This is a genomic window from Cupriavidus sp. LA-1, from assembly GCF_055385985.1.
Genome location: NZ_AP031387.1, coordinates 3,301,027 through 3,323,440, shown reverse-complemented (window position 1 = coordinate 3,323,440; position 22,414 = coordinate 3,301,027). Strand labels below are relative to the sequence as shown.

Below are 22,414 nucleotides of genomic sequence, written 5' to 3'. Positions count from 1 at the left end.
TGCAGCGCAAGACCGCGAGCGTGCCGTGCTTAGTGGCGGAAGTGGCGCGTGCCGGTCAGCACCATGGCGATGCCGCGCTCGTCGGCGGCGGCGATCACTTCGTCGTCGCGCATCGAGCCGCCCGGCTGGATCACGCAGGTGGCACCGGCGTCAACCACCACGTCCAGGCCATCGCGGAACGGGAAGAACGCGTCCGAGGCCACCGCCGAACCCGCCAGCGTCAGGCCGGCGTTCTGCGCCTTGATGCTGGCGATGCGGGCCGAATCCACGCGGCTCATCTGGCCCGCGCCCACGCCCAGCGTCATGCCGCCGCCGCAGAACACGATGGCGTTGGACTTGACGAACTTGGCCACGCGCCAGGCGAACATCAGGTCATCCATTTCCTTGGGGGTCGGGTGGCGGCGCGTCACCGCGCGCAGCTCGGACGGCTGCACGTTCTTGGCGTCCGGGCTCTGCACCAGCAGGCCGCCGCCTACGCGCTTGAAGTCATACTGGTTGATGCCCTTGCCCAGCGGGATCTCCAGCAGGCGCACGTTCTGCTTGGCGGCGAACACGGCACGGGCGCCGGCGCTGAACGACGGGGCAATCAGCACTTCGACAAACTGCTTGGCCACGGCTTGCGCGGCGGTCTCGTCCAGCTCGACGTTGAAGGCGATGATGCCGCCGAAGGCCGAGGTCGAGTCGGTCTTGAAGGCCTTGTCATAGGCTTCCAGCGCGTTTGCGCCCAGCGCCACGCCGCACGGGTTGGCGTGCTTGATGATGACGCAGGCGGCGCCGTTGGCGGCGTCGAACGACTTGACGCATTCCCAGGCGGCGTCGGCGTCGGCGATGTTGTTGTAGGACAGTTCCTTGCCCTGCAGCTGCACATAGTTGGCCAGCGCGCCGTCCACGGCCTTCAGGTCGCGGTAGAAGGCGGCCGACTGGTGCGGGTTCTCGCCGTAGCGCATTTCCTGGACCTTGTCGAAGGCCAGGTTCAGCGTCTGCGGGTAGGCGCTGCGGGCCTGGTGCGACTTGTCGGCGCCGAGGCTGGTCAGGTAATTGGTGATGGCGCCGTCGTACTGCGCGGTGTGCGCGAACACCTTGGTGGCCAGGCGGAAGTTGGTGTCGTAGCCGACGCTGTTGGCGTTGGCGCGCATTTCGTCGAGCACCACGGCGTAGTCGGCCGTGTCCACGATCACGGTCACGTCGCGATGGTTCTTGGCGGCCGAGCGCAGCATGGTCGGGCCGCCGATGTCGATGTTCTCGATCGCGTCGGGCAGGGTGCAGTCATCCTTGGCCACGGTCTGCTGGAACGGGTACAGGTTGACCACCAGCAGGTCGATGGTCGGGATGCCGTGCTCGGCCAGCGCGGCCATGTGCTCGGGCAGGTCGCGGCGCGCGAGGATGCCGCCGTGGACCTTGGGGTGCAGCGTCTTGACGCGGCCGTCGAGCATTTCCGGGAAGCCGGTGTAGTCGGCCACCTCCGTCACGGGCAGGCCGCTGTCGGCCAGCAGCTTGGCGGTGCCGCCGGTGGAAAGCAGCGTGACGCCGAGCGCGTTCAGTTCGCGCGCGAAATCGACGATGCCGGTCTTGTCGGAAACGGAGAGTAGGGCTTGCTTGATCATGGCTGTGGGAGACGCTTCAAATTCAAAGTAAACCGTGCTGCTGCAACTTCTTGCGCAGCGTATTGCGATTGATGCCCAGGTAGGCGGCCGCCAGCGACTGGTTGCGCTCGGCGCGCAGCATCACGGCTTCCAGCAGCGGCCGTTCGACGGCCTCGAGCACCATGTTGTACATATTCGACGGCTCTTCGCCGTCCAGGTCGCGAAAATAAGTGTCCAGGCTTTCCCGGATGCACTGGTCGATAGCGTTGCGGCTCATGCGGCGAGCAACTCCCCGTTTTTGTTGTTGTTGTTCGCTTCGTCTTTGTCTTGCGTGGCGTCGTCCACGTACACCAGCCGGTCAGAGATCTGCGCCTGCTCGTCGAAGAACGCATTGACCGCCACCAGCTGCTCGGCGGTGCTTTCCAGCGTGTTCATGCGGTGGCGGAACAGGTTGGCACCGCGCAGCCCGCGCGTGTACCAGGCAATATGCTTGCGTGCGGTACGCACGCCGGTGAACTCGCCATAGAAGGCGTAGTGGTCTTCCAGGTGCGCGTTCATGATGGCGCGGATCTCGGCCACTTCCGGCGACGGCAGCATCTCGCCGGTCTTCAGGAAGTGCTCGATTTCACGGAAGAGCCAGGGCCGGCCCTGTGCCGCGCGGCCGATCATGATCGCGTCCGCGCCGGTCAGTGCCAGCACTTGTTTTGCCTTCTGCGGCGTAGTGATATCGCCGTTGGCGACCACGGGGATCGACACCTCTGCCTTGACCGCGGCAATGGTCTCGTACTCGGCGTCGCCGTGGTACAGGTCGGCGCGGGTGCGGCCGTGGATGGTCAGCATGCTGATGCCCGCGTCCTCGACCATGCGCGCGATGCGCAGCGCATTGCGGTTCTCGCGGTTCCAGCCGGTACGGATCTTGAGCGTGACCGGCACCCGGTCGCCCACGGCGCCGACCACTGCCTGGACGATGCGCACCACCAGCGGCTCGTTCTGCAGCAGGGCCGAGCCGGCGGCGACGTTGCACACCTTCTTGGCCGGGCAGCCCATGTTGATGTCGATGATCTGCGCGCCGCGGTCCACGTTATAGCGCGCGGCCTCGGCCATCATCGACGGTTCGGCGCCGGCGATCTGCACGGCAATGGGCTCGACCTCGCCGGCATGGTTGGCGCGGCGCATGGTCTTCTCGCTCTTCCACAGCTGTGCGTTGGACGCGACCATTTCGGACACCGCATAGCCCGCGCCGAGCTGCTTGCACAGCTGGCGGAAGGGCCGGTCCGTCACGCCCGCCATCGGGGCGACAAACAGGTTGTTGCGGAGTTGATGAGGTCCGATCTGCACGGCGTGGGTGACGATAAGGCGGCGGTTCTGGTGGCCCGTCCTGGCGCCCCGACGGATCGGGAGCCTGCTCTGCGGCGGAAGACGAAACAGAGACGAAACGGAAAAACATGCCCCTGCCGAAACTGCTGCCGGCGGTGGATCGGGACATGTGCGAGGGCAGGATTCTACCGCCAATCGTGCCCGGTTGCCCAAGATTTGAGCATCCTCGGCGCATTGGGATGCAGCCAGTGGCGCAAGCGCCACTGGCCGAGCGCAGGTGGTGGTTAGCGGCGCATGCCGAACATCATGTGGCGCGCCAGCGCGTGCCGCAGCGGTGGCAGGCAGGCCAGCGCGGCCAGCGACGCCCCGCGGGCATGGGCCGCCAGCGGATAGGAAATCCCGAACACGCGCGGCAGCAGGTCGGTGACGCCGATGGTCACGGCGCGGTCCACGCGATGCCGGCCGGCGAAGGCCTGCAGCGCCTGCGGCGTGCACGCGCTGCGCAGCGAGTCGGCCAGCGCAAAGGCATCGCGCAGGCCCAGGTTGAGCCCCTGTCCGGCCACCGGGTGCAGCGTCTGCGCGGCATTGCCGACCGCCACCACGCGGCCGTTGACCGTCACCGGCGCGGCATTCAGGCCCAGCGGGAAGGCATGGCGCTTGCCCGCCAGCGTGAACTGGCCCATGCGGTCGCCAAAAGCGCGGCCCAGCTCCACGGCGAACTCCGCTTCCGGCAGCGCGATGCGCCGCGCCGCCTCGTCCGGCGGGCAGCACCACACCAGCGCGTAGCCCGGCGCGCCGTGTTCCTCATGCGGGAGCAGCGCCAGCGGGCCCTCCTCGGTAAAGCGTTCCCAGGCCCAGCCCGGTTGCGGGCGCGAGCAGGTCACATGGGCAATCACGGCGGTCTGGCGGTAGTCGCGCGTGCGCGCGCCGCGGCCCTGGTGCGCGGCCTGTTCATGGAACAGCCCGCCCTCCGCCTGCACCGCCACCCGTGCGGCAAGGCGCACCGCCTGGCCATCATGGCCGGTGCCGGTCAGGTGAACGATACCCGTATCGGCCTCGCCGGCAGCGCGCGGCGCCGGATCCTGTTCGATCTGGCCGATGCGGGTTTCGAACACGCGCTGCAGGCGGCCCTCGCCAGTGGCCTGCGCGGCGTGGGCAAGCGCACGCTCCAGCACATTGCACAGCTCGCCGTAGCGCACCACGTAGCCCAGCGCCGGCACGTCGTAGTCGTCATGGTGCAGCCGGACATGGCCGAAGCGGCCGCGCTGCGAAACATGGATATGCTCGATCGGGCTGCCCGGGACCGGCCAGGCGCCGATCTGCTCCAGCAACTGGCGGCTGCCGTGCGACAGCGCTATTGCGCGCGGATCGCGCGCGGCGCGCGCCGGGGTGGCGGCATCGACCAGCGTGAGGCGCCAGTCGGTCGTGCGCAGCAGCTGGCAGGCCAGCGCCAGCCCGACCGGCCCGCCGCCGACGATGGCGATATCGCGAAGGCCCTGGAAATCAGGCGGCACGGCCGGCATCGTCACTGCCTCCAGCAGGCTCCTCATCGGTCCCCGGTTGGGCTTGTGCGCCCCGCTTCCAGCAGATCGCATCCGAGCGCGACTTGCCTGCCGCGGCGTCGCGCAGCGCATTGTCGAGCTTCTGGTCGTTGAAGCCCGGCAGCGCGCGCAGCCGCTCCACCAGTGCCGCATGGTTGGCCGCGTCGAGCGGCACCACGCAGCCCTGGCCCGAGTCGGGCGTGCCGATCAGGATCAGCCAGGCCGTGCCGGCCCAGGGGGTGCGGTCGGACACGCGCACCACCACGCGCTCGAGCGCGTCCCAGGCGAGCTCCTCGCGCTGGCCGTCGGGCCGGTGCACCACCACGCGGTCGTCGAACAGGTTGATGATGAAGGGTTCGGACGGATCGGGCCGGCGGGTGTTGCCTGCATTGCTGCCGGCGCGGGCCTGGCCCGGAAAGATCCTGCGCAGCCAGCCGATCATCGCAGACCTCCGGCGGCGGATGCGTTGTCGCGCATCAGTGCTTCGATCTCGTCGGCCAGCACCGGCACGCCGCGCGTGATCAGCTCGCAATCGCCATCGGTGACCACGGCGTCATCCTCGATGCGGATGCCGATATGCCAGTAGCGCTCGGGCACATCCTCGGCCGGGCGCACATAGATGCCCGGTTCGATGGTCAGCACCATGCCCGCCTGCAGCGGCCGCCACGGACGCTCGCCTTCGCCGTTGTGGCCAGAGACGCGGTATTCGCCGACATCATGCACATCCATGCCGAGCCAATGGCCGGTACGGTGCATGTAGAAGCGGCGGTAGCTGCCGCTGGCCAGCACGTCTTCGAGCGTGCCTTCCTTGTTGCGGTCGAGCAGGCCGGTATCGAGCATGCCCTGCGCCAGCACGCGCACGGCGGCGTCATGCGGCACGTTGTAGGGCACGCCGGCTCGGGTCTCGGCGATGGCGGCGTCCTGCGCCGCCACCACCAGGTCGTACAGCTCGCGCTGCGCCGGCGAGAAGCGGCCGGAGACCGGGAAGGTGCGGGTGATGTCCGAGGCGTAGCCGTCGAACTCGCAGCCGGCATCAATCAGGCACAGGTCGCCGTCCTTCAGTTCGGCGGGGCCGGCCCGGTAGTGCAGCACGCAGGCGTTCGGGCCGGCCGCGACGATCGAGTTGTAGGCCACGCTCTGCGCGCCATGGCGGCGGAATTCATAGAGCAGTTCCGCTTCCAGGTGATATTCGCGCAGGCCGGCGCGGGTGGCCTGCATCGCGCGCACATGGGCACCCGCTGAAATCGCCGCCGCGCGGCGCATGGTGGCCAGTTCGCCCGCGTCCTTGAACAGGCGCATTTCATCGAGCAGTGTGCGGATGTCGATGGCGACCGACGGCGCGGCCACGCCGGCACGGCCTTGCATGCGCACGGCGTCGAGCCAGCGGCGCATCTGCATGTCGGTGCGGGTCGAATCGGCCAGCGGGTACGCCAACTGCACGCGGTTGGCCAGCAGCGGCGGCAGCGCGGCGTCGATCTCTTCGACCGAATGCGCTTCGTCGAAACCGAATGCCGCGCGCGCGCCTTCCGGGCCAAAGCGGAAACCGTCCCAGATTTCGCGTTCTTCATGCTTGGGGCGGCAGAACAGGATGCTGCGGTCGGCGTCGGCGGGATCGCCGGGCGCGCCGGCCACCAGCACCAGCACCGCTTCGGGTTCGGTGAAGCCGCTCAGGTAATAGAAATAGCTGTCGTGCCGGTACGGGTAGTCGCTGTCGCGGTTGCGCATGGCTTCCGGCGCCGTGGGCAGGATCGCCACGCCACCGCCGCCGGCGCGCAGGTGCTGCAGCACACGGGCGCGGCGGTCGCGGCAGGCGGCGAGGAGGGCGTTGTCGGGTGCGGACATGGTAGGGCCTGGGATGAGGAGGATCAGGCCGATTCTACCGCCGCTGGCGCCTTGCTGGCCGCGGGATCTTCCGGGCGCCTTGCCAGCCTGCCCAGTCAGTCGACTTAGCGCCCGTGCGCCGCCACCGGCGCTGCTGCCGCAAGCGCCGCATCCAGCTCGGCCAGCTGCGCCGGCGTGCCCACGTTCTCCCAGCGTCCGTCGAAGCGTTCGCCGGTAGCGGCGCCGGCCTCGATGGCCTCCCAGTAGTAGGGTGTCATCGGCATTTTGGTGCCAGGTTCGATGGCGGTGAAGAGGCGCGTGTCGTACAGGCCGATATTGCCGAATGTCAGCCGTTCGCCACCGTTGGCCAGGGCCCCGTCGAGCGTCAGCAGGCCGTTCGGTTCCAAGGTGAAGTCGCCGTTCGGGTGAAAATCCGGGTTGGGCACCATCACCAGGTGCATGCGCGGGGCGGGCGCGCCGGCCATGTCGTGCGCGCGAGGCAACAGCCTGCGGAAGTCGTAGTCGCAGAAAATGTCGCCCGACACGGCCAGGAAGATCTCGCCGCGCTCCGGGTGCGCGGACAGCAGCGGCAGGGCCTGTGCTATGCCGCCAGCGGTTTCCAGCGCAGTGCCCTCGGCAGAATAGGCCAGCCGCACGCCGAAGCGGCTGCCATCTCCCAGCGCGGCTTCGATCTGTCCGCCCAGCCACGCGTGGTTGATGACGATATCGCGCAGGCCGGCGCGCGCCAGCGCCTCGATTTTCCAGACGATCAGCGGCTTGCCGCCCACCGCCAGCAGCGGCTTGGGACAGGTGTCGGTCAGCGGACGCATGCGGTCGCCGCGGCCGGCGGCGAAGATCATGGCCTTCATCAGAAGAGAGCCTCCAGGGCAAGCAGCGTGGCCATGCCGCCGGCAATGGTCCAGCCCACGCTGCGGGTTCGTGCGGCGATCAGGATGGCGACCACGCCGGCCACCAGCCTCGCGTTGGTTGGGGTCAGGGCGAGTTCGCCATGCTGCATCAGCAGGTCAGGGGCGATCAGCGCCGACAGCATCGCTGCCGGCACGAACTGCAGCGCGGTGCGGAACCAGGGCGGCAGGCGCACGCGGCCTTCGACGGCAATGAACGACAGCCGGATCAGGAAGGTCGCCAGGCCCGCGGCCAGGAAGACCCAGAGCAGGGTCATGGAATTCATGCGGTCTCCTTGCCGACCGCACCCGGCTTGCCGGCATGGCTGACCGCGCGGGGTCCGGGCCGGTTGCCGCGCCCCAGCACCAGCATGCCCACGGCAATGCCGCCCAGCGCCGCCACCATCAGGCCGAGCTTGTGCGGCAGGCTGTAGCAGGCCACCGCCAGCACGCTGGCAGCCAGCGCCGCGGCGACGTGCGAGCGGTGCTTGAGGCCCGGCACGATGATGCCGATGAAGGTCAGCGGCAGGAAGAAGTCCAGCGGCCAGTCGCGCGGTACCTGGGCGCCGACCAGCACGCCGGCCAGTGTCGACAGCTGCCAGCTGGCCCACAGCGCGAAGCCGCCGCCGAAGTAATACCAGTGGCGGTAGCGGGCGCGCGGGCCGGTATCGCCCAGCCGGTGCGTCATCGCGGCAAAGGCCTCGTCGGTCAGCAGGTAGGCGATCAGCGCTTTCCAGCGCCGCGGCAGGTGCGCCAGCGTCGGGGCAATGGTGGCGGAATACAGCGCGTGGCGCAGGTTGACCATGGCCACCGTCAGCGTGATCACGACCGCCGGGGTGCCGGCGGTCCACAGCTGCGTCAGGATCATCTGCGAGGCGCCGCCGAACACGATCGCGCTCATCGCACAGGCCAGCCACGCGGGCATGCCTGCACCAACGGCCAGCACGCCGTAGATCAGGCCGAACGGCACCACGCCCAGCAGCATCGGCGCGAGCGCGCGCGCGCCGGCCAGCCATTCGCCGGCGGCGGTGATGGCGGGCGCATCGTTGTCGTGCGGAGCGGGGGCGTCGCCGGACATGGTCAGAACGTATAGCCGGCCGGGCTGGCCACGCCTTCGAGCGCGTCCAGCAGCCGGATCAGCTTGCGCAGTTCGGTATAGCGGCCGGCCACCTGGCGTGTGTACTTCATGACCAGCGGCAGGTTGGCCAGGTAGCCGTCCTTGCCGTCGCGGTGGTATAGGCGGGCAAAGATGCCCAGCACCTTGAGGTGGCGCTGCAGGCCCATCCACTCGAAGTCGCGGTAGAACTCGCCGAAGTCGGCGTTGACCGGCAGTCCGGCCTTGCGCGCGCGTTCCCAATACCGGATCAGCCAGTCCAGCTGCTGCTCTTCATCCCATTCGATATAGGCATCGCGCCACAGCGAGACCGCGTCGTAGGTGATCGGGCCGATCACCGCGTCCTGGAAGTCCAGCACGCCCGGATTGGCGGTGCCGTCGAGCGCCATCAGGTTGCGCGAGTGGAAGTCGCGGTGCACGTAGACCTGGGGCTGCGCCAGGTTGTTGGCAAGTAGCGCCTCCATCACTTCTCGCAGGTCGGCCTGCTGGGCGTCGGTCAAGGTCGCACCCAGGTGCTTGGCCACATACCACTGCGGGAACAGGTCGAGCTCGCGCTGCAGCAGCGCGCGGTCGTAGGCGGGCAGTTCGCTGGGGCGCGTGGCGGCCTGGATGCGGACCAGCGCGGCGGCCGCGTCGGCATACATGCCATGGGCGGTGGAATCATCCAGCTGCGACAGGTAGGTCTGGTTGCCAAGGTCGGCCAGCAGCAGGAAGCCCTGGTCCAGGTCTTGCGCCAGCACCGTCGGCACGGTCACGCCAGCGGCGCCGAACAGCCCGCACACATGGATGAAGGGGCGGCAGTCCTCGTGCGCGGGCGGGGCGTCCATCACGATGGCGGTGGGATGCGCCGGGTGGCCGGTGCGGACGCGGAAATAGCGCCGGAAGCTGGCATCGGCCGAGGCCGGGGCGCAGGAATCGGGATCGGCGGACCATGCCGGTCCGAGTCCGGACACCCAGGCCTTGAGTTGGTCCAGGCGCGGGTCGTGGGGGAGAGCTGCCATACAGATACGTGTGGGGAAGGGGCGCGGCGTGGAACGAAAATGAAACCCGTAAATGAAACCGGAAGTAAGCGGGAAGAGCACCCCGGGTTGCCCCGTATAATACCCGACCAGACCCGGGCGCCGGGTGGCCTCCGGGAGGGGCCCTCGTTGCCCCGCAGCCTGCCTCGGCGGAGGCTGGCGGCTTGCAGGCGAGCCGCCGCTGACGCCCAGACTGACAACCCGTGCGAATGACCGAACAACGACGATCACCGAACAACAGGGCCTTGCCTTCGCCTGCCCCCACCAGCGTTCCTGCCCGAGCCAGGCGCGCCGGCGGCCTGCACGCGGGCGCGCTGCGGCCGTTGGTGCTGGCCATGGCCGGCCTGTCAGCCGGCGCTCATGCGCAGATGTCCGGCTCGGCGATCCCCGACCTCGACCAGGTCGAGCCGGTGTTCGAAGCCGCACCGAAAGCGCTGCCGCTGCCGGTGGAATCCGGCGAGCTGGTGCCGCGCCTTGCCGAGCCCGGCAAGAAGGGCGATTCCAATCCCGACGCGCCCACCTTTATCGAGGGCGACCGCATGACCGGCTACAACGAGCGCGGCGTCGAGCTGGAAGGCCATGCCGAACTGCGCCGCGACGGCGGCGTGGTCAAGGGCGACAAGCTGACCTACGACCAGGACTCCGACGAAGCCTTCGCGCAGGGCAACGTGCGCATGTCGCGCAGCGGCACGCTGGCGGTCGGCCCCGAGGCGCGGCTCAAGGTCGAGGCCAATGAAGGCTACATGCTGTCGCCGGACTATTACTTTGAGCAGACCGGCGGCTCCGGCAAGGCCGAGCGCATCGATTTCCTGGACAAGGATCGCAGCACCGCCAAGCACGCGTCGTACACTACCTGCTCGCCCGACAATGCCGACTGGTACTTCAGCGCGAACCGGATCGATCTGGACAGCGACCGCCAGGTGGGCGTGGCCTACGGCGGCGTGCTCAATTTCTTCGGCGTGCCGATCGCGGCAGCGCCGGCCTTCAGCTTTCCGCTGAACGCCGAACGCCGCAGCGGTTTCCTCTCGCCGCTGATGGGCTACGGCTCGCGTTCGGGCTTTGACCTGACCACGCCGTACTACGTCAATATCGCGCCGAACCGCGACCTGACCCTGTTTCCGCGCGTGATGACCGAGCGCGGCGTGCAGCTCGGCGGCGAGTACCGCTACCTGGGCCAGGGCTACAGCGGGCGGCTGCGCGCCGAGTTCCTGCCGAACGACAAGAAGACCAGCACGGACCGCTGGGCCTACTCGATCCAGCACAACCAGATCCTGGCCAAGGGGCTCAGTGCCTACCTGAACGTGAGCCGGGTGTCGGACAACCAGTACCCGGACGACTTCACCCGCAGCGTGTCGCAGTCGACGCTGCGGCAGTACAACCAAGAGGGCGGCGTCATCTACAACTGGCAGGATTTCACGCTGCTGGCGCGGGTGCAGAAGTTCCAGACGTTGCGCCCCAGCGAACCGTCCTACGAACGTGTGCCGCAGCTCAATGGCAAGTACATCCGCTATGACCTGGGCGGCTTCGATGTGCAGGTGGAAGCGGACTACACGCGTTTCCGCATTCCACTGACGTCCACCGGCTTCCAGCAGCCGCAGGGCGAGCGCATGTATCTCCAGCCGAGCATCAGCTACCCGATCGTGCGGGCAGGCTGGTACGTGACGCCGAAGGTCATCTTCAACGCGGCGCAATACCAGATGGAGTCGGCCTCCAACACGCCCACGGCGCAGAACAATTTTTCGCGCGCGATACCGACCGTCAGCCTGGACTCGGGCATGACCTTCGAGCGCGAAGCGCCGACCGTCAGCCGCCTGTTCGGGGTGAACTACGTGCAGACGCTGGAGCCGCGCCTGTTCTATGTGTACACGCCATTCAGGGACCAGAGCCAGTTTCCGCTGTTCGATACGGTGCAGGCGGATTTTGGCTACGGCACGATATTTACCGAGAATCCGTTCTCCGGCTATGACCGCATTGCCGACAACAACAAGCTGACCGCTGGCGTGACCACGCGCCTGATCGAGGCCGATACCGGCATCGAGCGCTTCCGCGGCACCCTCGCGCAGCGCTATGACTTCACCGGCCAGCGCGTGCAGATCAACGGCACGCTGACGGATCCCATGGCAGGTTCCTCGGACCTGCTGGCCGCCACCACCATCCAGATGTTCCGGGGCTATTATCTGGACGCTGGCGTGCAGTACAACCCGGACTCGGACCGGATCAACTACGGCAACGTGGCGTTTTCATACCGCCCCGAGCCGCGCAAGGTGTTCAATGCGGGCTACCGCTACCGGCGCGCGACCTCGGTGACCGACAATACCGCGATTGACCAGTTCGAGCTGTCGAGCCAATGGCCGATCACGCGCCGTGCCTATGGCCTCGCGCGCTTCGCCTTTGACATGAACGCCAACCAGATGGTCGACGCGCTGGCCGGCGTCGAATACGCCGCGGACTGCTGGGTCGGCCGCGTGGTCTACCAGCGTTACCGCAACACCACGCAGGGCTACACCGGACGGATCTTCCTGCAGGTGGAGTTCCGTGGCCTTTCCAAGATCGGTTCCAACCCGCTGGATATCCTCCGGCTGAACGTGCCGGGCTACGAGCCCGTGTCCGCCAGGCCGGTGCCGACCACCCAGTTCGATCACTATGAATGACGGATTACGATGAAACGTCAAGAATTCGCCGTGTTTTCCTGTTTGCTGACGTCCTGGCACCGCCTGCTGCTGCCGGCCGTGCTGGCTGCGATGACGGTGCCCGCCGCCGCGCAACTCAAGGCGCCCGGGGGGCCGCGCACCAGCGGCATCTTCGTGCCGCAGGCGTCTGACGTCACGGCGCCGTCAAGCCAGCCCAAGCTGGGTGTGCCGCAGGCCGATGGCCAGAAGCGCTCGCAGCTGGTCGATGAGGTGGTGGCGGTGGTGAACAACAGCGTGATCACGCGGCGCGAACTGCTCGACCGGGCCGACGAGATCGAAGGCCAGTTGCGGACCGCCGGCCGTCCGCTGCCCGCGCGTGCCGACCTGCTGGGAGAGGTGCTCGAGCGGCTGGTGATCGAGCGCGTGCAGACCCAGGCCGCGCAGGATGCCGGCATTCGCGTGACCGACCAGGAGGTCGACCGCGCCATCGAATCGGTGGCGCAGCAGAACCAGATGAATGCGACCGATCTGCGCCGCCGCGTGGAGGCCAGCGGGATGACCTGGACCAAGTACCGCGACGAGCTGCGCAAGCAGGTGCAGGTGATCCGCCTGCGCGAGCGCGAGGTCGATTCCAAGGTGCAGGTCTACGACGGCGAAATCGACAACTACCTGGCGGCCCGCGGCGGCCAGGGCGCTGCCAGCGGCCCGACCGAATACAACGTGGCGCAGATCCTGTTGCGCGTGCCCGAGGATGCCTCGGACGCGCAGAAGCAGGCGCTGCGCGCCAAGGCAGAGGAGCTGCTCAAGCAGGCCCAGGGCGGCGCCGACTTCGCGCAGCTGGCCAAAGCCAATTCCGAAGGTCCCGAAGCGGCCCAAGGCGGCGCGATGGGCTTCCGCGAGATCGGCCGCCTGCCGGCGCTGTTCGCCAACGCCGTGGTCGACCTGCAGACCGGCGGGGTCGCGCCGCAGGTGGTGGAGAGCGCCGCCGGCTTCCATGTGGTCAAGCTGGTGGCCAAGCGCGTGGCGCCGGCATCCGGGCCGGCCGCGGCCTCGAAGATCACCCAGACCCAGGTGCGCCACATCCTGATCCGCACCGGCCCCAACATGCCGGAGGCCGAGGCGCGCCGCCAGCTCGGCACGCTGCGCGACCGCATCACCCACGGCGGCGACTTTGCCGACGCGGCCAAGCGCTTCTCGCAGGACGGTTCGGCGCAGAACGGCGGCGATCTCGGCTGGGTCTCGCCGGGCGAGCTGGTGCCCGAGTTCGAGCAGGCCATGAGCCGGCTGCGCCCGAACGAGATCTCGGAACCGGTGGTCACGCAGTTCGGCGTGCACCTGATCCAGGTGCTGAACCGCCGCGAGACCGAGCTGTCGCCCGAGAAGCAGCGCGACTTCGCCCGTGCCGAAGTCCGCGAACAGAAGCTGCGCGCCGCCTATGATGACTGGGTGCGCCAGCTGCGTTCGCAGGCGTACGTGGAGTATCGGGTCAACCGGCAGCGCTGAAGCGCCGGTCCCCCGATCCGCTGACCTGACATGCCCGATCCGCTTGCCCTCGCCATTTCGACCGGAGAACCCGCCGGCATCGGCCCCGATATCACCATCGGGGCGCTGCTGCAGCTGGCGGGCGCCAACAATGGTGTCGGCGGCGGGCAATACCGCTTCCATGTGCTGGGCGATGCCCGCCTGCTGGCCGACCGCGCCGCGGCGCTGGGCGTCACGCATGCCTGGGAGCGGCGTATTGCCGACGGCGACGTGGTGCTCGAGGACATTCCGCTGGCGGTGGCGTGCGAGGCCGGGCGCCTCGACGCACGCAACGGCCCCTATGTGCTGAAGCTGCTCGATGCCGCCATCGACGGCTGCCGGGCGCGGCGCAAGGCCGCACCCCGGTATGCCGCGATGATCACGGCGCCGGTGCAGAAGAGCACCATCAACGACGCCGGCGTGCCCTTCACCGGCCATACCGAATACCTGGCCGAGCGCGCCCGCGTGCCGCGCGTGGTGATGATGCTGGCCGGCCCGCAGCCGGCGCACGACGATGCCATGCTGCGCGTGGCGCTGGCCACCACCCACCTGCCGCTGCGGGCGGTGCCCGATGCGCTGTCGGTGCCGTTGCTGGTACAGACGCTGGCGATCATCGATGCCGACCTGCGCCGCTACTTCGGCATCGCACGGCCGCGCATCCTGGTCACGGGCCTGAACCCGCACGCCGGCGAAAGCGGCCATATGGGCCACGAAGAGATCGACATCATCATGCCCGCGCTGGCGCAGGCGAAAGATGCCGGCATCGACGCGCGCGGGCCCTTTCCGGCGGACACGCTGTTCCAGCCGCGCCACCTGCGCGATGCCGACTGCGTGCTGGCGATGTACCATGACCAGGGGCTGGCGCCGCTGAAGTACGGCACCTTCGGCCATGGCGTGAACATCACGCTGGGGCTGCCCTTCATCCGCACCTCAGTGGACCATGGCACCGCGCTCGACCTTGCCGGCACCGGCCAGGCCGAGCACGGCAGCATGATCGAGGCCATCCGCAGTGCGGTTACCATGGCTGGCCACGCCAACGGCCGGCATTCCGGCAGCCAGGGCAGCCAGGGCGCCACGGGCCATTCCGGCCACACCCATTCCGGCACGCAGCCGCCAGGCTGAAGCCGGACGAATAAATCATGCGTTCAAACGTGCACCAGGGCCATGTGGCCCGCAAACGATTCGGGCAGAACTTCCTGGTCGACGACACCATCATCCACGGCATCGTCAATGCCATCAGCCCGCAGGCCGACGACGTGCTGGTCGAGATCGGGCCCGGGCTGGGCGCGCTGACCGACCCGCTGCTCGAACGGATCCCGCAGATGCAGGTGGTTGAGCTGGACCGCGACCTGGTCGAGCGCCTGCGCCGCCGCTACGGCGAGCGCCTGCAGGTCCACGCCGGCGATGCGCTGGCGTTCGACTTCGACAAGCTCGCCGTGCCGGGGCGCCCGCTGCGCATCGTCGGCAACCTGCCGTACAACATTTCCAGCCCGCTGCTGTTCCACCTGATGGAGTTCGCCGACCACGTCCGCGACCAGCATTTCATGCTGCAGAAAGAGGTGGTGGAGCGCATGGTGGCCGAGCCCGGCAGCAAGGCCTTCGGCCGGCTGTCGATCATGCTGCAGGTGCGCTATTACATGGAACACGTGCTGGATGTGCCGCCGGGCGCCTTCAACCCGCCGCCCAAGGTCGATTCCGCCGTGGTCCGCATGATCCCGTGGCCGCGCCACGGCGACGGCCGGCTGCGCTCGCCGCATGCCGATTGCGACATCACCGTGCTGGGCGACGTGGTCACTGCCGCGTTCTCGCAGCGGCGCAAGGTGCTGCGCAATACGCTGTCGTTCCTGCGCGACCAGGTCGACTTCGACGCGATGGGCTTCGACCTTGGCCGCCGCGCCGAGGAAGTGCCCGTCGGCGAGTATGTCGAGCTGGCCCGGCGCCTGGGCGACAAGGCGTCCGGGCAGGCCGCCTGACCGAGCCCGAATCCCAGAATTCCGACGAATCCAGAATCTCCCGCGACCATTTCCGTGCAAGACCGCCCCATGACAGCCCAGACCCAAACCAACCGGCGTCCCGTGATCCTGACCGGCGACCGTCCCACCGGCCCGCTGCACCTCGGCCACTATGTCGGCTCGCTGAAGAGCCGCGTGGCGCTGCAGGATACGCATGAGCAATACCTGCTGCTGGCCGACACCCAGGCCATGACCGACAACGCGCACGATCCCGACAAGGTGCGCCGCAACGTGCTGGAGGTGGCGCTGGACTACCTGGCCGTCGGCATCGACCCGGCCAAGACCACCATCACCGTGCAGTCGCACCTGCCCGCGCTGGCCGAACTGACGCTGATGTACCTGAACTTCGTCACGGTGGCGCGGCTCGAGCGCAACCCGACCATCAAGGAAGAGATCCAGGCCCGTGGCTTTGGCCGCGATATCCCGGCCGGCTTCCTGTGCTACCCGGCGTCGCAGGCTGCGGACATCACCGCGTTCAAGGCCCATGTGGTGCCGGTGGGCGAAGACCAGGCGCCGCTGATCGAGCAGACCAACGAGATCGTGCGCCGCATCAACCACCAGGTCGGCCGCGAGCTGCTGCCCGAATGCAAGGCCCTGATCCCCGAGTTCGGCCGCCTCCCCGGCGTGGACGGCAAGGCCAAGATGAGCAAGTCGATGGGCAACGCGATCGCGCTGGGTGCCTCGCCCGAGCAGATCAAGGCCGCGGTGCACAGCATGTACACCGACCCCAACCACCTGCGCGTGTCGGACCCGGGCCAGGTCGAGGGCAACGTGGTGTTCACCTACCTGGATGCGTTCGATCCGAACACCGAGGAAGTCAAGGCGCTGAAGGAGCACTACCAGAAGGGCGGCCTGGGCGACATGGTGCTCAAGCGCCGCATCGAGGGCGTCCTGCAGGACATGCTGGCCCCGATCCGCGCACGCCGCGAAGAACTGGCCAAGGATCCGGACTATGTGTTCGACATCCTGCGCCAGGGCACCGCGAAGGCGCGCACGCTGACCCAGCAGACGCTGGACGAAGTGCGCGACGCGCTCGGCATGTTCTCGTTCGAGGCACGCCGCTGAGTGTCACGAAGCGGCGGCCCCGGCCGCCGCCGCATTGCGCCAGCCGCGCCGCTCAGGCGCGGCGGTTGACCAGCACGATCCCCGCCAGCACCAGCACGGCCGCCACGGCAAAGCGCGGGCCCACCGCGTCGTGCATCAGCACCACGCCGAAGGCAACCCCGAACAGCGGCGTCAGGAAGGAAAACACCGACAGCCGCGACGCCAGGTAGCGCTGCAGCAGCCAGAACCAGGTCAGGTAGCTGGCAAACGCGATCAGCACCGACTGGTAGAACAGGCTCGCCAGCACCACCCCGTCGATGCGCACGGTGACGGTCTGGCCGGCGGCGATGGCCATCGCCAGCAGCATCACCGCGGACACCGCCAGCTGGTAAAGCAGCGTCTTGCTGGCCGGGGCGCTGGCCAGCGGGCTGGCGCGCACCACCACGGTGGTGGCGGCCCACAGCGCGCCGGCCAGGATGCCGAGCGCATCGCCCGGCAGCGTGCTGCCATGCGCTGACGGGGCGGCAATGCCATCGGCAAAGGCCAGCGCCATCCCCGCGAAGGCGAGCGCCACGCCCAGCCATTGCCCGGTGTGCAACCGTTCGCCCGGCACCGCGAAATGCAGTCCCAGCGCGGTGAAGATCGGTGCCGTGTACAGGAACACTGCCATGCGCGAGGCCGTGGTGTGCCCCAGGCCGACGAAAATGCAGAAGAACTCCGCGCCGAACAGCAGCCCGGCCAGCAGGCCGGCGTTCAGCGTGCCGTCGCGCCGCCACAGCGGCGTGCCGCGCCAGGCGGCAAAGCCGAACACCAGCAGCGCCGCCACGGCCGAGCGCACCCCGGCCTGCAGCACCGCGCCCATCAATGGCGCGGTCACCTTGATCACCACCTGTTGCAGCCCCCAGGCGGCGCACAGCACCACCATCAGGCCCACGGCGACGCCGTCGAGCGGCTGCCGGGTCAGGGTTTGCGTGCTCACCGTGATCGTGCGTCAGGGACGGCTGGCGTCGCGGGTGGAATGGCGCTCGATCAGTTCGATCTTGTAGCCGTCCGGGTCGTCGACAAAGGCGATCACGGTGGTGCCGCCCTTGACCGGGCCGGCCTCGCGCGTGACCCTGCCGCCGGCTGCGCGGATGCGCTCGCAGGCGGCCGCGGCGTCGTCGGTTTCCAGCGCGATATGGCCGTAGGCCGTGCCCAGGTCATACTGGTCGACGCCGTAGTTGTAGGTCAGCTCCAGCACCGCGGTTTCGCTCTCGGGGCCGTAGCCGACGAAGGCGAGGCGGTACTTGTACTCGGGGTTGTCACTCTCGCGCAGCAGCTGCATGCCGAGCACGCGGGTGTAGAAATCGATGGAGCGCTGCATGTCGCCGACGCGCAGCATGGTGTGGAGGAGTCGCATTTGAGGGCCTTCAACTGTTTTAGGTATGGGAAGGCGCCATTTTAGTGCGTTTGGCCGAATCCCACCGGCGCGCTCCCGCTCCTACCCAGGCCCTCAGAACGTGGGCAACAGCTCGGGCGGGTGCGCGCGCAACTGGGCGCGGGCGTCGCGGAACTCGGGGAAGATCGATTCCACGGTCTGCCAGAAGCGCGGGCCGTGGTTCATTTCCTTCAGGTGCGCCAGCTCGTGCGCGGCGACATAGTCGATCATCGACAGCGGGAAATGCATCAGGCGCCAGTTCAGCCGGACCTTGCCGTCGGCGGTGCAGCTGCCCCAGCGCGTGGCGGCCGAGGTCAGCGCAAAGCCGGTGTGGCGCACGCCCAGCTTCTGCGCATAGATGTCCAGCCGCTCGGCCAGCAGCCGGCGCGCCTGCTGTTGCAGCCAGCCCTGCACGCGGTCCTTGATCTGCTGCTCGTCGGCATGGCCCGGCAGCGCCAGGTGCAGCACGCGTCGGTCGGCATCGAACAGCAGCGCGCCGATCGGCGACTCCAGCGACAACGTCAGCGGCTGGCCCAGGAAGGGCAGGCTGGCACCGTCGCGCCATTGCACCGTGGGCAGGATGCGGCGCGACTCGCGGTGGCGCCACTCGCCCAGCTTGTTGAAGATCCAGCGCTGCTTTTCCAGGATGGCCGCCTCGATGTCGGCCAGCGTGACCCAGCGCGGCGCCGTGATCGACAGGCCGCGGTCGTCGATGGTGAAGCCGATGGTACGGCGCGCCGAGCGCTTGAGCGTGTAGTGCAGCGGCCGTTCGCCGATATGCAGCAGGCGTGCGTTGGGCTGCGGCACCGGCCAGGCGGGCTGTTCCGGCGGTTCCTGTGCCAGGGGCGCCGCGGGCTGCGGTGCCTGGGGGGACTCCGCCAGCGGCAGCTCCAGCTGCGCGCCGTCGGCGTCGGTGGTGGGTCGCAGCAGCTTCATGCGGCCGGCCCACTCCGAGGCGCGGTCCGGTAGCTGTCGGGGTCGATGCGGCGCATGTCCTGTTCGATCCAGTCCGCCACCTCCTGGTTGAGCTGGTCGGCCGTCTTGTTGGCCGACGCGATCGGCGGGCCGACCGAGATCGTCACCATGCCCGGATACTTCAGGAACGAATTGCGCGGCCACACCCGGCCCGAGTTGACCGCCATCGGCAGCACCCAGGCGCCGGTTTCCACCGCCAGGCGCGCGCCGCCGCTCTTGTAGCGCGTCTTGACCAGGCCCGACGGCGTGCGCGTGCCTTCCGGGAACATGATGATCCAGGCACCTTCGGCCAGCCGATCGCGGCCCTGGCGCGCGGCCGAGGCAAAGGCGCGGGTGCCTTCCTTGCGGTTGATATGGACCATCTTCAGCATGCCCAGCGCCCAGCCGAAGAACGGCACCAGCAGCAGTTCGCGCTTGAACACGAAGCACAGCGGCTTGGGCATCAGCGCCACGTAGGCCACGGTTTCCCACGCCGACTGGTGCTTGGACAGCAGCACCACCGGCTTGTCGAGCATGCCGTCCATGTGCTCATGGCCCTGGATGCGGTACTGGATGCCGCAGATGCCGCGCGCGGCCCAGATCACCAGCAGCGGCCAGCCGCGCACGAAACGGAAGCGCTGGTCGGCATTCATGAACGGGAACACCAGGAAGCAGGTACAGGCGTACGGCGGCGTCAGTACCAGCAGGTACAGTGCGAACAACAGGGAACGGATAAACGTCATGCGGGGGCGCGATCAGGAAATGGGGGCGGGGTCAGCCGGCGCCGTGGGCGCTCTGGGCAGGCGGGCGCTGCCCGCCGCCGTTGCCGGTCAGCCAGCGCGCAAACGCGCGCAGGTCGTCGTGCACCTGTGTGCCGGGCGGCAGGCCACCCTTGTCGAGCGTCTTCAGGCCCTTGCCGCTGCGCACCAGGTGCGGCGCGCAGCCGACCGCCACGCCGGCGTCGAGGTCGCGCAGCGAATCGCCAACAATCGGCACGCCGCGCAATTCGATGCCGAAGCGCTCGCTGATCTGCTCCAGCATGCCCGGCTTGGGCTTGCGGCACTCGCAGCCGTCCGCGGCCGTATGCGGGCAGAAGAACACCGCATCGACGCGCCCGCCCAGGCGCGCGAGCGAAGTGTGCATCTTCTCGTGCATGGCGTTGAGCGCGCTCATCTCGAACAGCCCGCGGCCGATGCCGGACTGGTTGCTGGCGATGACCACGCGGTAGCCCGCCTGGTTCAGCGCGGCAATGGCTTCCAGGCTGCCGTCGATCGGCACCCACTCATCGGGGGTCTTGATGAACTGGTCGCTGTCGAGGTTGACCACCCCGTCGCGGTCCAGGATGACAAACTTGGGCGGCGTCTGCGGCATGTGCGGCTCCGTGTATGGCTGCGGGCGGCGCTCAGGCGGCCAGCTTGGAGATGTCGGCCACGCGGTTGGCCAGCGCATGCAGCGAGGCCAGCAGCGCCAGGCGGTTGGCGCGCAGCTGCGCGTCCTCGGCCATCACCATCACGTCGTTGAAGAAGCGGTCGACGGCGTCGCGCAGCTGGGCCAGGTCGCGCAGCGCGGCGGTGAAGTCGCCGCTGGCGAAGGCCGCTTCCACGGCGGGGCGCACGCGCTCGATGGCGGCGTGCAGCGCGCCTTCGGCCTCTTCCTGGAACAGCGCCGGAGCGACCGTGCCGAGCGGCTCGGTGTTCTTGCGCAGGATGTTGGTGATGCGCTTGTTGGCGGCGGCCAGGGCCTCGGCCTCGGGCAGCGCGGCAAAGGTGCGCACCGCTTCCATGCGGCCCAGGATGTCGTGCAGCTGGTCCGGGCGCAGGCTGACCACGGCCTCGACCTCATTGGTGGTGTAGCCCTTGTCCTTCAGGTAGCCGCGCACGCGGTCGTAGAGGAAGTCGATGATCGCCTCGGGCGCCGGCTTGACCGCCGCGACGCCGGCAAAGGCCTGTTGCGTCTGCGCCAGCAGCGACGCCAGTGACAGCGCCAGCGGCTTCTCGATCAGCATGCGCAGGATGCCCAGCGCGTGGCGGCGCAGTGCGAACGGGTCCTTCTCGCCGGTCGGCTGCAGGCCGATGCCCCAGATCCCGACCAGGGTTTCGAGCTTGTCGGCCAGCGCCACGGCGGTGCTGACCGCGCCGCCGGGCAGCGCGTCGCCGGCAAAGCGCGGACGGTAGTGTTCGGAGCAGGCCAGCGCCACGTCCTCGGCTTCATCGTCGTGGCGGGCATAGTACGTGCCCATGGTGCCCTGCAGCTCGGGGAACTCGCCCACCATGTCAGTCAGCAGGTCGGCCTTGGCCAGTTCGGCGCCGCGCATCGCGGCGGCCTTGTCGGTCGGCACGCCGGCGGCGTTGAGCGCATCGGCGATATGGCCGGCAATCTGCTGCAGGCGCTGCACCCGGTCCAGCTGGGTGCCGATCTTGTTGTGGTAGACCACGCCGGCCAGCTGCGGCACGCGCGAGGCCAGCGTCTTCTTGCGGTCCTGGTCGAAGAAGAACTTGGCGTCCGCCAGGCGCGGGCGCACCACGCGCTCGTTGCCGGTGATGATGGACTGCGGCGTCTCGGTGGCCAGGTTCGACACGATCAGGAAGCGGTTGCGCAGGTGGCCGTCGGCATCGGTCAGCGCAAAGTACTTCTGGTTGGTCTGCATGGTCAGGATCAGGCATTCCTGCGGCACCGCCAGGAAGGCCTCTTCGAAATGGCAGGCGTAGACCACCGGCCATTCCACCAGCGAGTTGACTTCATCGAGCAGCGACTCGGGCATGATCACCTGGTCGGCGCCGGCTTCCTTGAGCAGCGCGGTGCGCATGCGCTCGCGGCGCTCGGCATAGCTGGCGACCACGCGGCCGGCGGACTCCAGCTGCTGCGCGTAGTCATTGGCGTGCGCGATCTCGATCGCGCCACGCGACAGGAAGCGGTGGCCCTGGGTCAGGTTGCTGGCCTGCAGCCCCAGCAGCGTCACCGGCAGGATCTCGGCGCCGAACAAGGCGATCAGGCTGTGCGCCGGACGCACGAACTGCACCGTGCTGCCGTCCGGGCGCTGGTAGCTCATGACCTTGGGAATCGGCAGCCTGGCGATGGTGTCTTCCAGCGCTGCCTGCAGGCCGGCGGCCAGTTCGGCGCCGCGCGCGGTGTAGCGGTAGAAGAAGGCCTCGGCCTTGCCGTCGGAGGCGCGCTCCAGCGACTGCCAGTCGATCTCGGCGACGCCGACCGACTTGGCCAGCGCGGCCAGCTTCTTGGCCAGCGGCGCGGTGGGCTCGCCGTTGGCGTCCAGTGCCACCGACAGCGGCAGGACCTTCTCGCGCTGCTCGCGGTCCGGCGCGCTGCGGCGCACGCCGGATACCAGCGCGGCCAGGCGGCGCGGGGTCGCGAACGGCGTCACGGTGGCGCCCGGCTCAAGCAGGTCGCGCTCGCCCAGGCCGGCGAACAGGCCCTGCGCGAAGGCGTCGCCCAGGCGCGCCAGCGCCTTGGGGGGCAGCTCTTCGGTGAACAGTTCGATCAGCAGCGAGTCGGTCATGGGTTGCGACATGAATCGTATC

Annotated in this window: 21 protein-coding genes; 5 read left to right on the top strand and 16 right to left on the bottom strand. The window is 68.7% G+C overall.

Features of this window, described 5'->3' with window-relative positions; genetic code table 11:
* Positions 1-29 precede the first annotated feature (29 nt).
* The 10 genes from purH to ACZ5MJ_RS15470 all read right to left on the bottom strand — a co-directional run bounded on the left by purH (position 30) and on the right by ACZ5MJ_RS15470 (position 9,282).
* The gene (gene purH, locus ACZ5MJ_RS15515) at positions 30-1,604 is read right to left on the bottom strand and encodes a bifunctional phosphoribosylaminoimidazolecarboxamide formyltransferase/IMP cyclohydrolase (protein ID WP_464220527.1); all 1,575 of its coding nucleotides are present in this window, start codon (positions 1,602-1,604) and stop codon (positions 30-32) included.
* 22 nt (positions 1,605-1,626) lie between these two features.
* A complete protein-coding gene (locus ACZ5MJ_RS15510; protein WP_022533577.1) occupies positions 1,627-1,860 on the bottom strand; it encodes a Fis family transcriptional regulator in 234 nt (77 codons plus the stop codon).
* Positions 1,857-2,921, bottom strand: coding sequence for a tRNA dihydrouridine synthase DusB (gene dusB / locus ACZ5MJ_RS15505; protein ID WP_464220523.1), 1,065 nt, complete (start codon positions 2,919-2,921; stop codon positions 1,857-1,859). The genes ACZ5MJ_RS15510 and dusB overlap by 4 nt, the downstream gene beginning before the upstream one ends.
* A 263-nt stretch (positions 2,922-3,184) precedes the next feature.
* A complete protein-coding gene (locus tag ACZ5MJ_RS15500) occupies positions 3,185-4,423 on the bottom strand; it encodes a UbiH/UbiF/VisC/COQ6 family ubiquinone biosynthesis hydroxylase (protein ID WP_464223736.1) in 1,239 nt (412 codons plus the stop codon).
* Complete coding sequence (locus ACZ5MJ_RS15495; protein ID WP_464220521.1) at positions 4,404-4,883, bottom strand: hypothetical protein; 480 nt, start codon at positions 4,881-4,883, stop codon at positions 4,404-4,406. The genes ACZ5MJ_RS15500 and ACZ5MJ_RS15495 overlap by 20 nt, the downstream gene beginning before the upstream one ends.
* Positions 4,880-6,283 carry an aminopeptidase P N-terminal domain-containing protein gene (locus ACZ5MJ_RS15490; protein WP_464220519.1) on the bottom strand — a complete coding sequence of 468 codons (1,404 nt, stop codon included), beginning with the start codon at positions 6,281-6,283 and terminating at the stop codon, positions 4,880-4,882. The genes ACZ5MJ_RS15495 and ACZ5MJ_RS15490 overlap by 4 nt, the downstream gene beginning before the upstream one ends.
* 104 nt (positions 6,284-6,387) lie before the next feature.
* Entirely contained in the window at positions 6,388-7,131 is a 744-nt protein-coding gene (gene murU, locus ACZ5MJ_RS15485) for an N-acetylmuramate alpha-1-phosphate uridylyltransferase MurU (RefSeq protein WP_464220518.1), read from the bottom strand.
* Positions 7,131-7,454 (bottom strand): AzlD domain-containing protein, encoded by a 324-nt coding sequence (locus ACZ5MJ_RS15480; protein ID WP_464220517.1) that lies wholly within the window; start codon positions 7,452-7,454, stop codon positions 7,131-7,133. Before ACZ5MJ_RS15480 ends, murU begins: the two co-directional genes overlap by 1 nt.
* On the bottom strand, positions 7,451-8,245 hold the full coding sequence (locus ACZ5MJ_RS15475; protein WP_464220516.1) for an AzlC family ABC transporter permease: 795 nt from the start codon (positions 8,243-8,245) through the stop codon (positions 7,451-7,453). The genes ACZ5MJ_RS15480 and ACZ5MJ_RS15475 overlap by 4 nt, the downstream gene beginning before the upstream one ends.
* Positions 8,246-8,247: 2 nt before the next feature.
* Positions 8,248-9,282 (bottom strand): aminoglycoside phosphotransferase family protein, encoded by a 1,035-nt coding sequence (locus ACZ5MJ_RS15470; RefSeq protein WP_464220515.1) that lies wholly within the window; start codon positions 9,280-9,282, stop codon positions 8,248-8,250.
* A 227-nt stretch (positions 9,283-9,509) separates the two neighbouring features.
* Here ACZ5MJ_RS15470 and ACZ5MJ_RS15465 point away from each other — a divergent pair, with 227 nt between their 5' ends.
* From ACZ5MJ_RS15465 to trpS, 5 genes are all read left to right on the top strand, one after another.
* Positions 9,510-11,951 (top strand): LPS-assembly protein LptD, encoded by a 2,442-nt coding sequence (locus ACZ5MJ_RS15465; protein WP_464220513.1) that lies wholly within the window; start codon positions 9,510-9,512, stop codon positions 11,949-11,951.
* Positions 11,952-11,960: 9 nt separating this feature from the next.
* A complete protein-coding gene (locus ACZ5MJ_RS15460) occupies positions 11,961-13,433 on the top strand; it encodes a peptidylprolyl isomerase (RefSeq protein ID WP_464220511.1) in 1,473 nt (490 codons plus the stop codon).
* Positions 13,434-13,463: 30 nt separating this feature from the next.
* Positions 13,464-14,573: a 4-hydroxythreonine-4-phosphate dehydrogenase PdxA gene (pdxA, locus tag ACZ5MJ_RS15455; protein WP_464220510.1), complete on the top strand. Its 1,110-nt coding sequence runs from the start codon at positions 13,464-13,466 to the stop codon at positions 14,571-14,573.
* A 17-nt stretch (positions 14,574-14,590) separates the two neighbouring features.
* A complete protein-coding gene (rsmA, locus tag ACZ5MJ_RS15450; protein ID WP_078195315.1) occupies positions 14,591-15,424 on the top strand; it encodes a 16S rRNA (adenine(1518)-N(6)/adenine(1519)-N(6))-dimethyltransferase RsmA in 834 nt (277 codons plus the stop codon).
* A 69-nt stretch (positions 15,425-15,493) separates the two neighbouring features.
* Positions 15,494-16,528: a tryptophan--tRNA ligase gene (trpS, locus tag ACZ5MJ_RS15445; RefSeq protein ID WP_464220508.1), complete on the top strand. Its 1,035-nt coding sequence runs from the start codon at positions 15,494-15,496 to the stop codon at positions 16,526-16,528.
* A 52-nt stretch (positions 16,529-16,580) separates the two neighbouring features.
* Here the strand turns inward: trpS and ACZ5MJ_RS15440 are convergent, their stop codons facing one another.
* The 6 genes from ACZ5MJ_RS15440 to glyS all read right to left on the bottom strand — a co-directional run bounded on the left by ACZ5MJ_RS15440 (position 16,581) and on the right by glyS (position 22,404).
* Complete coding sequence (locus ACZ5MJ_RS15440) at positions 16,581-17,432, bottom strand: DMT family transporter (protein WP_464223735.1); 852 nt, start codon at positions 17,430-17,432, stop codon at positions 16,581-16,583.
* Positions 17,433-17,498: 66 nt separating this feature from the next.
* Entirely contained in the window at positions 17,499-17,906 is a 408-nt protein-coding gene (gene gloA, locus ACZ5MJ_RS15435; protein ID WP_464220507.1) for a lactoylglutathione lyase, read from the bottom strand.
* A 93-nt stretch (positions 17,907-17,999) separates the two neighbouring features.
* Entirely contained in the window at positions 18,000-18,860 is an 861-nt protein-coding gene (locus ACZ5MJ_RS15430) for a M48 family metallopeptidase (RefSeq protein WP_464220505.1), read from the bottom strand.
* Positions 18,857-19,621 (bottom strand): lysophospholipid acyltransferase family protein, encoded by a 765-nt coding sequence (locus ACZ5MJ_RS15425; protein ID WP_464220503.1) that lies wholly within the window; start codon positions 19,619-19,621, stop codon positions 18,857-18,859. Before ACZ5MJ_RS15425 ends, ACZ5MJ_RS15430 begins: the two co-directional genes overlap by 4 nt.
* Before the next feature lie 31 nt (positions 19,622-19,652).
* Positions 19,653-20,249: a D-glycero-beta-D-manno-heptose 1,7-bisphosphate 7-phosphatase gene (gene gmhB / locus ACZ5MJ_RS15420; protein WP_464220502.1), complete on the bottom strand. Its 597-nt coding sequence runs from the start codon at positions 20,247-20,249 to the stop codon at positions 19,653-19,655.
* Between the two features lie 31 nt (positions 20,250-20,280).
* Entirely contained in the window at positions 20,281-22,404 is a 2,124-nt protein-coding gene (gene glyS, locus ACZ5MJ_RS15415) for a glycine--tRNA ligase subunit beta (protein WP_464220501.1), read from the bottom strand.
* Between the last annotated feature and the right edge of the window lie 10 nt (positions 22,405-22,414).

What these genes read in the sequence shown, in the direction of transcription:
- murU (WP_464220518.1), bottom strand. Translation starts at nt 7,131, where the DNA reads ATGAAGGCCATGATCTTCGCCGCCGGCCGCGGCGACCGCATGCGTCCG.
- trpS (WP_464220508.1), top strand. Translation starts at nt 15,494, where the DNA reads ATGACAGCCCAGACCCAAACCAACCGGCGTCCCGTGATCCTGACCGGC.
- gmhB (WP_464220502.1), bottom strand. Translation starts at nt 20,249, where the DNA reads ATGCCGCAGACGCCGCCCAAGTTTGTCATCCTGGACCGCGACGGGGTG.
- ACZ5MJ_RS15500 (WP_464223736.1), bottom strand. Translation starts at nt 4,423, where the DNA reads ATGCCGGCCGTGCCGCCTGATTTCCAGGGCCTTCGCGATATCGCCATC.
- ACZ5MJ_RS15480 (WP_464220517.1), bottom strand. Translation starts at nt 7,454, where the DNA reads ATGAATTCCATGACCCTGCTCTGGGTCTTCCTGGCCGCGGGCCTGGCG.
- ACZ5MJ_RS15425 (WP_464220503.1), bottom strand. Translation starts at nt 19,621, where the DNA reads ATGACGTTTATCCGTTCCCTGTTGTTCGCACTGTACCTGCTGGTACTG.
- ACZ5MJ_RS15490 (WP_464220519.1), bottom strand. Translation starts at nt 6,283, where the DNA reads ATGTCCGCACCCGACAACGCCCTCCTCGCCGCCTGCCGCGACCGCCGC.
- ACZ5MJ_RS15460 (WP_464220511.1), top strand. Translation starts at nt 11,961, where the DNA reads ATGAAACGTCAAGAATTCGCCGTGTTTTCCTGTTTGCTGACGTCCTGG.
- gloA (WP_464220507.1), bottom strand. Translation starts at nt 17,906, where the DNA reads ATGCGACTCCTCCACACCATGCTGCGCGTCGGCGACATGCAGCGCTCC.
- glyS (WP_464220501.1), bottom strand. Translation starts at nt 22,404, where the DNA reads ATGTCGCAACCCATGACCGACTCGCTGCTGATCGAACTGTTCACCGAA.
- ACZ5MJ_RS15475 (WP_464220516.1), bottom strand. Translation starts at nt 8,245, where the DNA reads ATGTCCGGCGACGCCCCCGCTCCGCACGACAACGATGCGCCCGCCATC.
- ACZ5MJ_RS15470 (WP_464220515.1), bottom strand. Translation starts at nt 9,282, where the DNA reads ATGGCAGCTCTCCCCCACGACCCGCGCCTGGACCAACTCAAGGCCTGG.
- pdxA (WP_464220510.1), top strand. Translation starts at nt 13,464, where the DNA reads ATGCCCGATCCGCTTGCCCTCGCCATTTCGACCGGAGAACCCGCCGGC.
- ACZ5MJ_RS15465 (WP_464220513.1), top strand. Translation starts at nt 9,510, where the DNA reads ATGACCGAACAACGACGATCACCGAACAACAGGGCCTTGCCTTCGCCT.
- rsmA (WP_078195315.1), top strand. Translation starts at nt 14,591, where the DNA reads ATGCGTTCAAACGTGCACCAGGGCCATGTGGCCCGCAAACGATTCGGG.
- purH (WP_464220527.1), bottom strand. Translation starts at nt 1,604, where the DNA reads ATGATCAAGCAAGCCCTACTCTCCGTTTCCGACAAGACCGGCATCGTC.
- ACZ5MJ_RS15510 (WP_022533577.1), bottom strand. Translation starts at nt 1,860, where the DNA reads ATGAGCCGCAACGCTATCGACCAGTGCATCCGGGAAAGCCTGGACACT.
- ACZ5MJ_RS15495 (WP_464220521.1), bottom strand. Translation starts at nt 4,883, where the DNA reads ATGATCGGCTGGCTGCGCAGGATCTTTCCGGGCCAGGCCCGCGCCGGC.
- ACZ5MJ_RS15430 (WP_464220505.1), bottom strand. Translation starts at nt 18,860, where the DNA reads ATGAAGCTGCTGCGACCCACCACCGACGCCGACGGCGCGCAGCTGGAG.
- ACZ5MJ_RS15440 (WP_464223735.1), bottom strand. Translation starts at nt 17,432, where the DNA reads ATGGTGGTGCTGTGCGCCGCCTGGGGGCTGCAACAGGTGGTGATCAAG.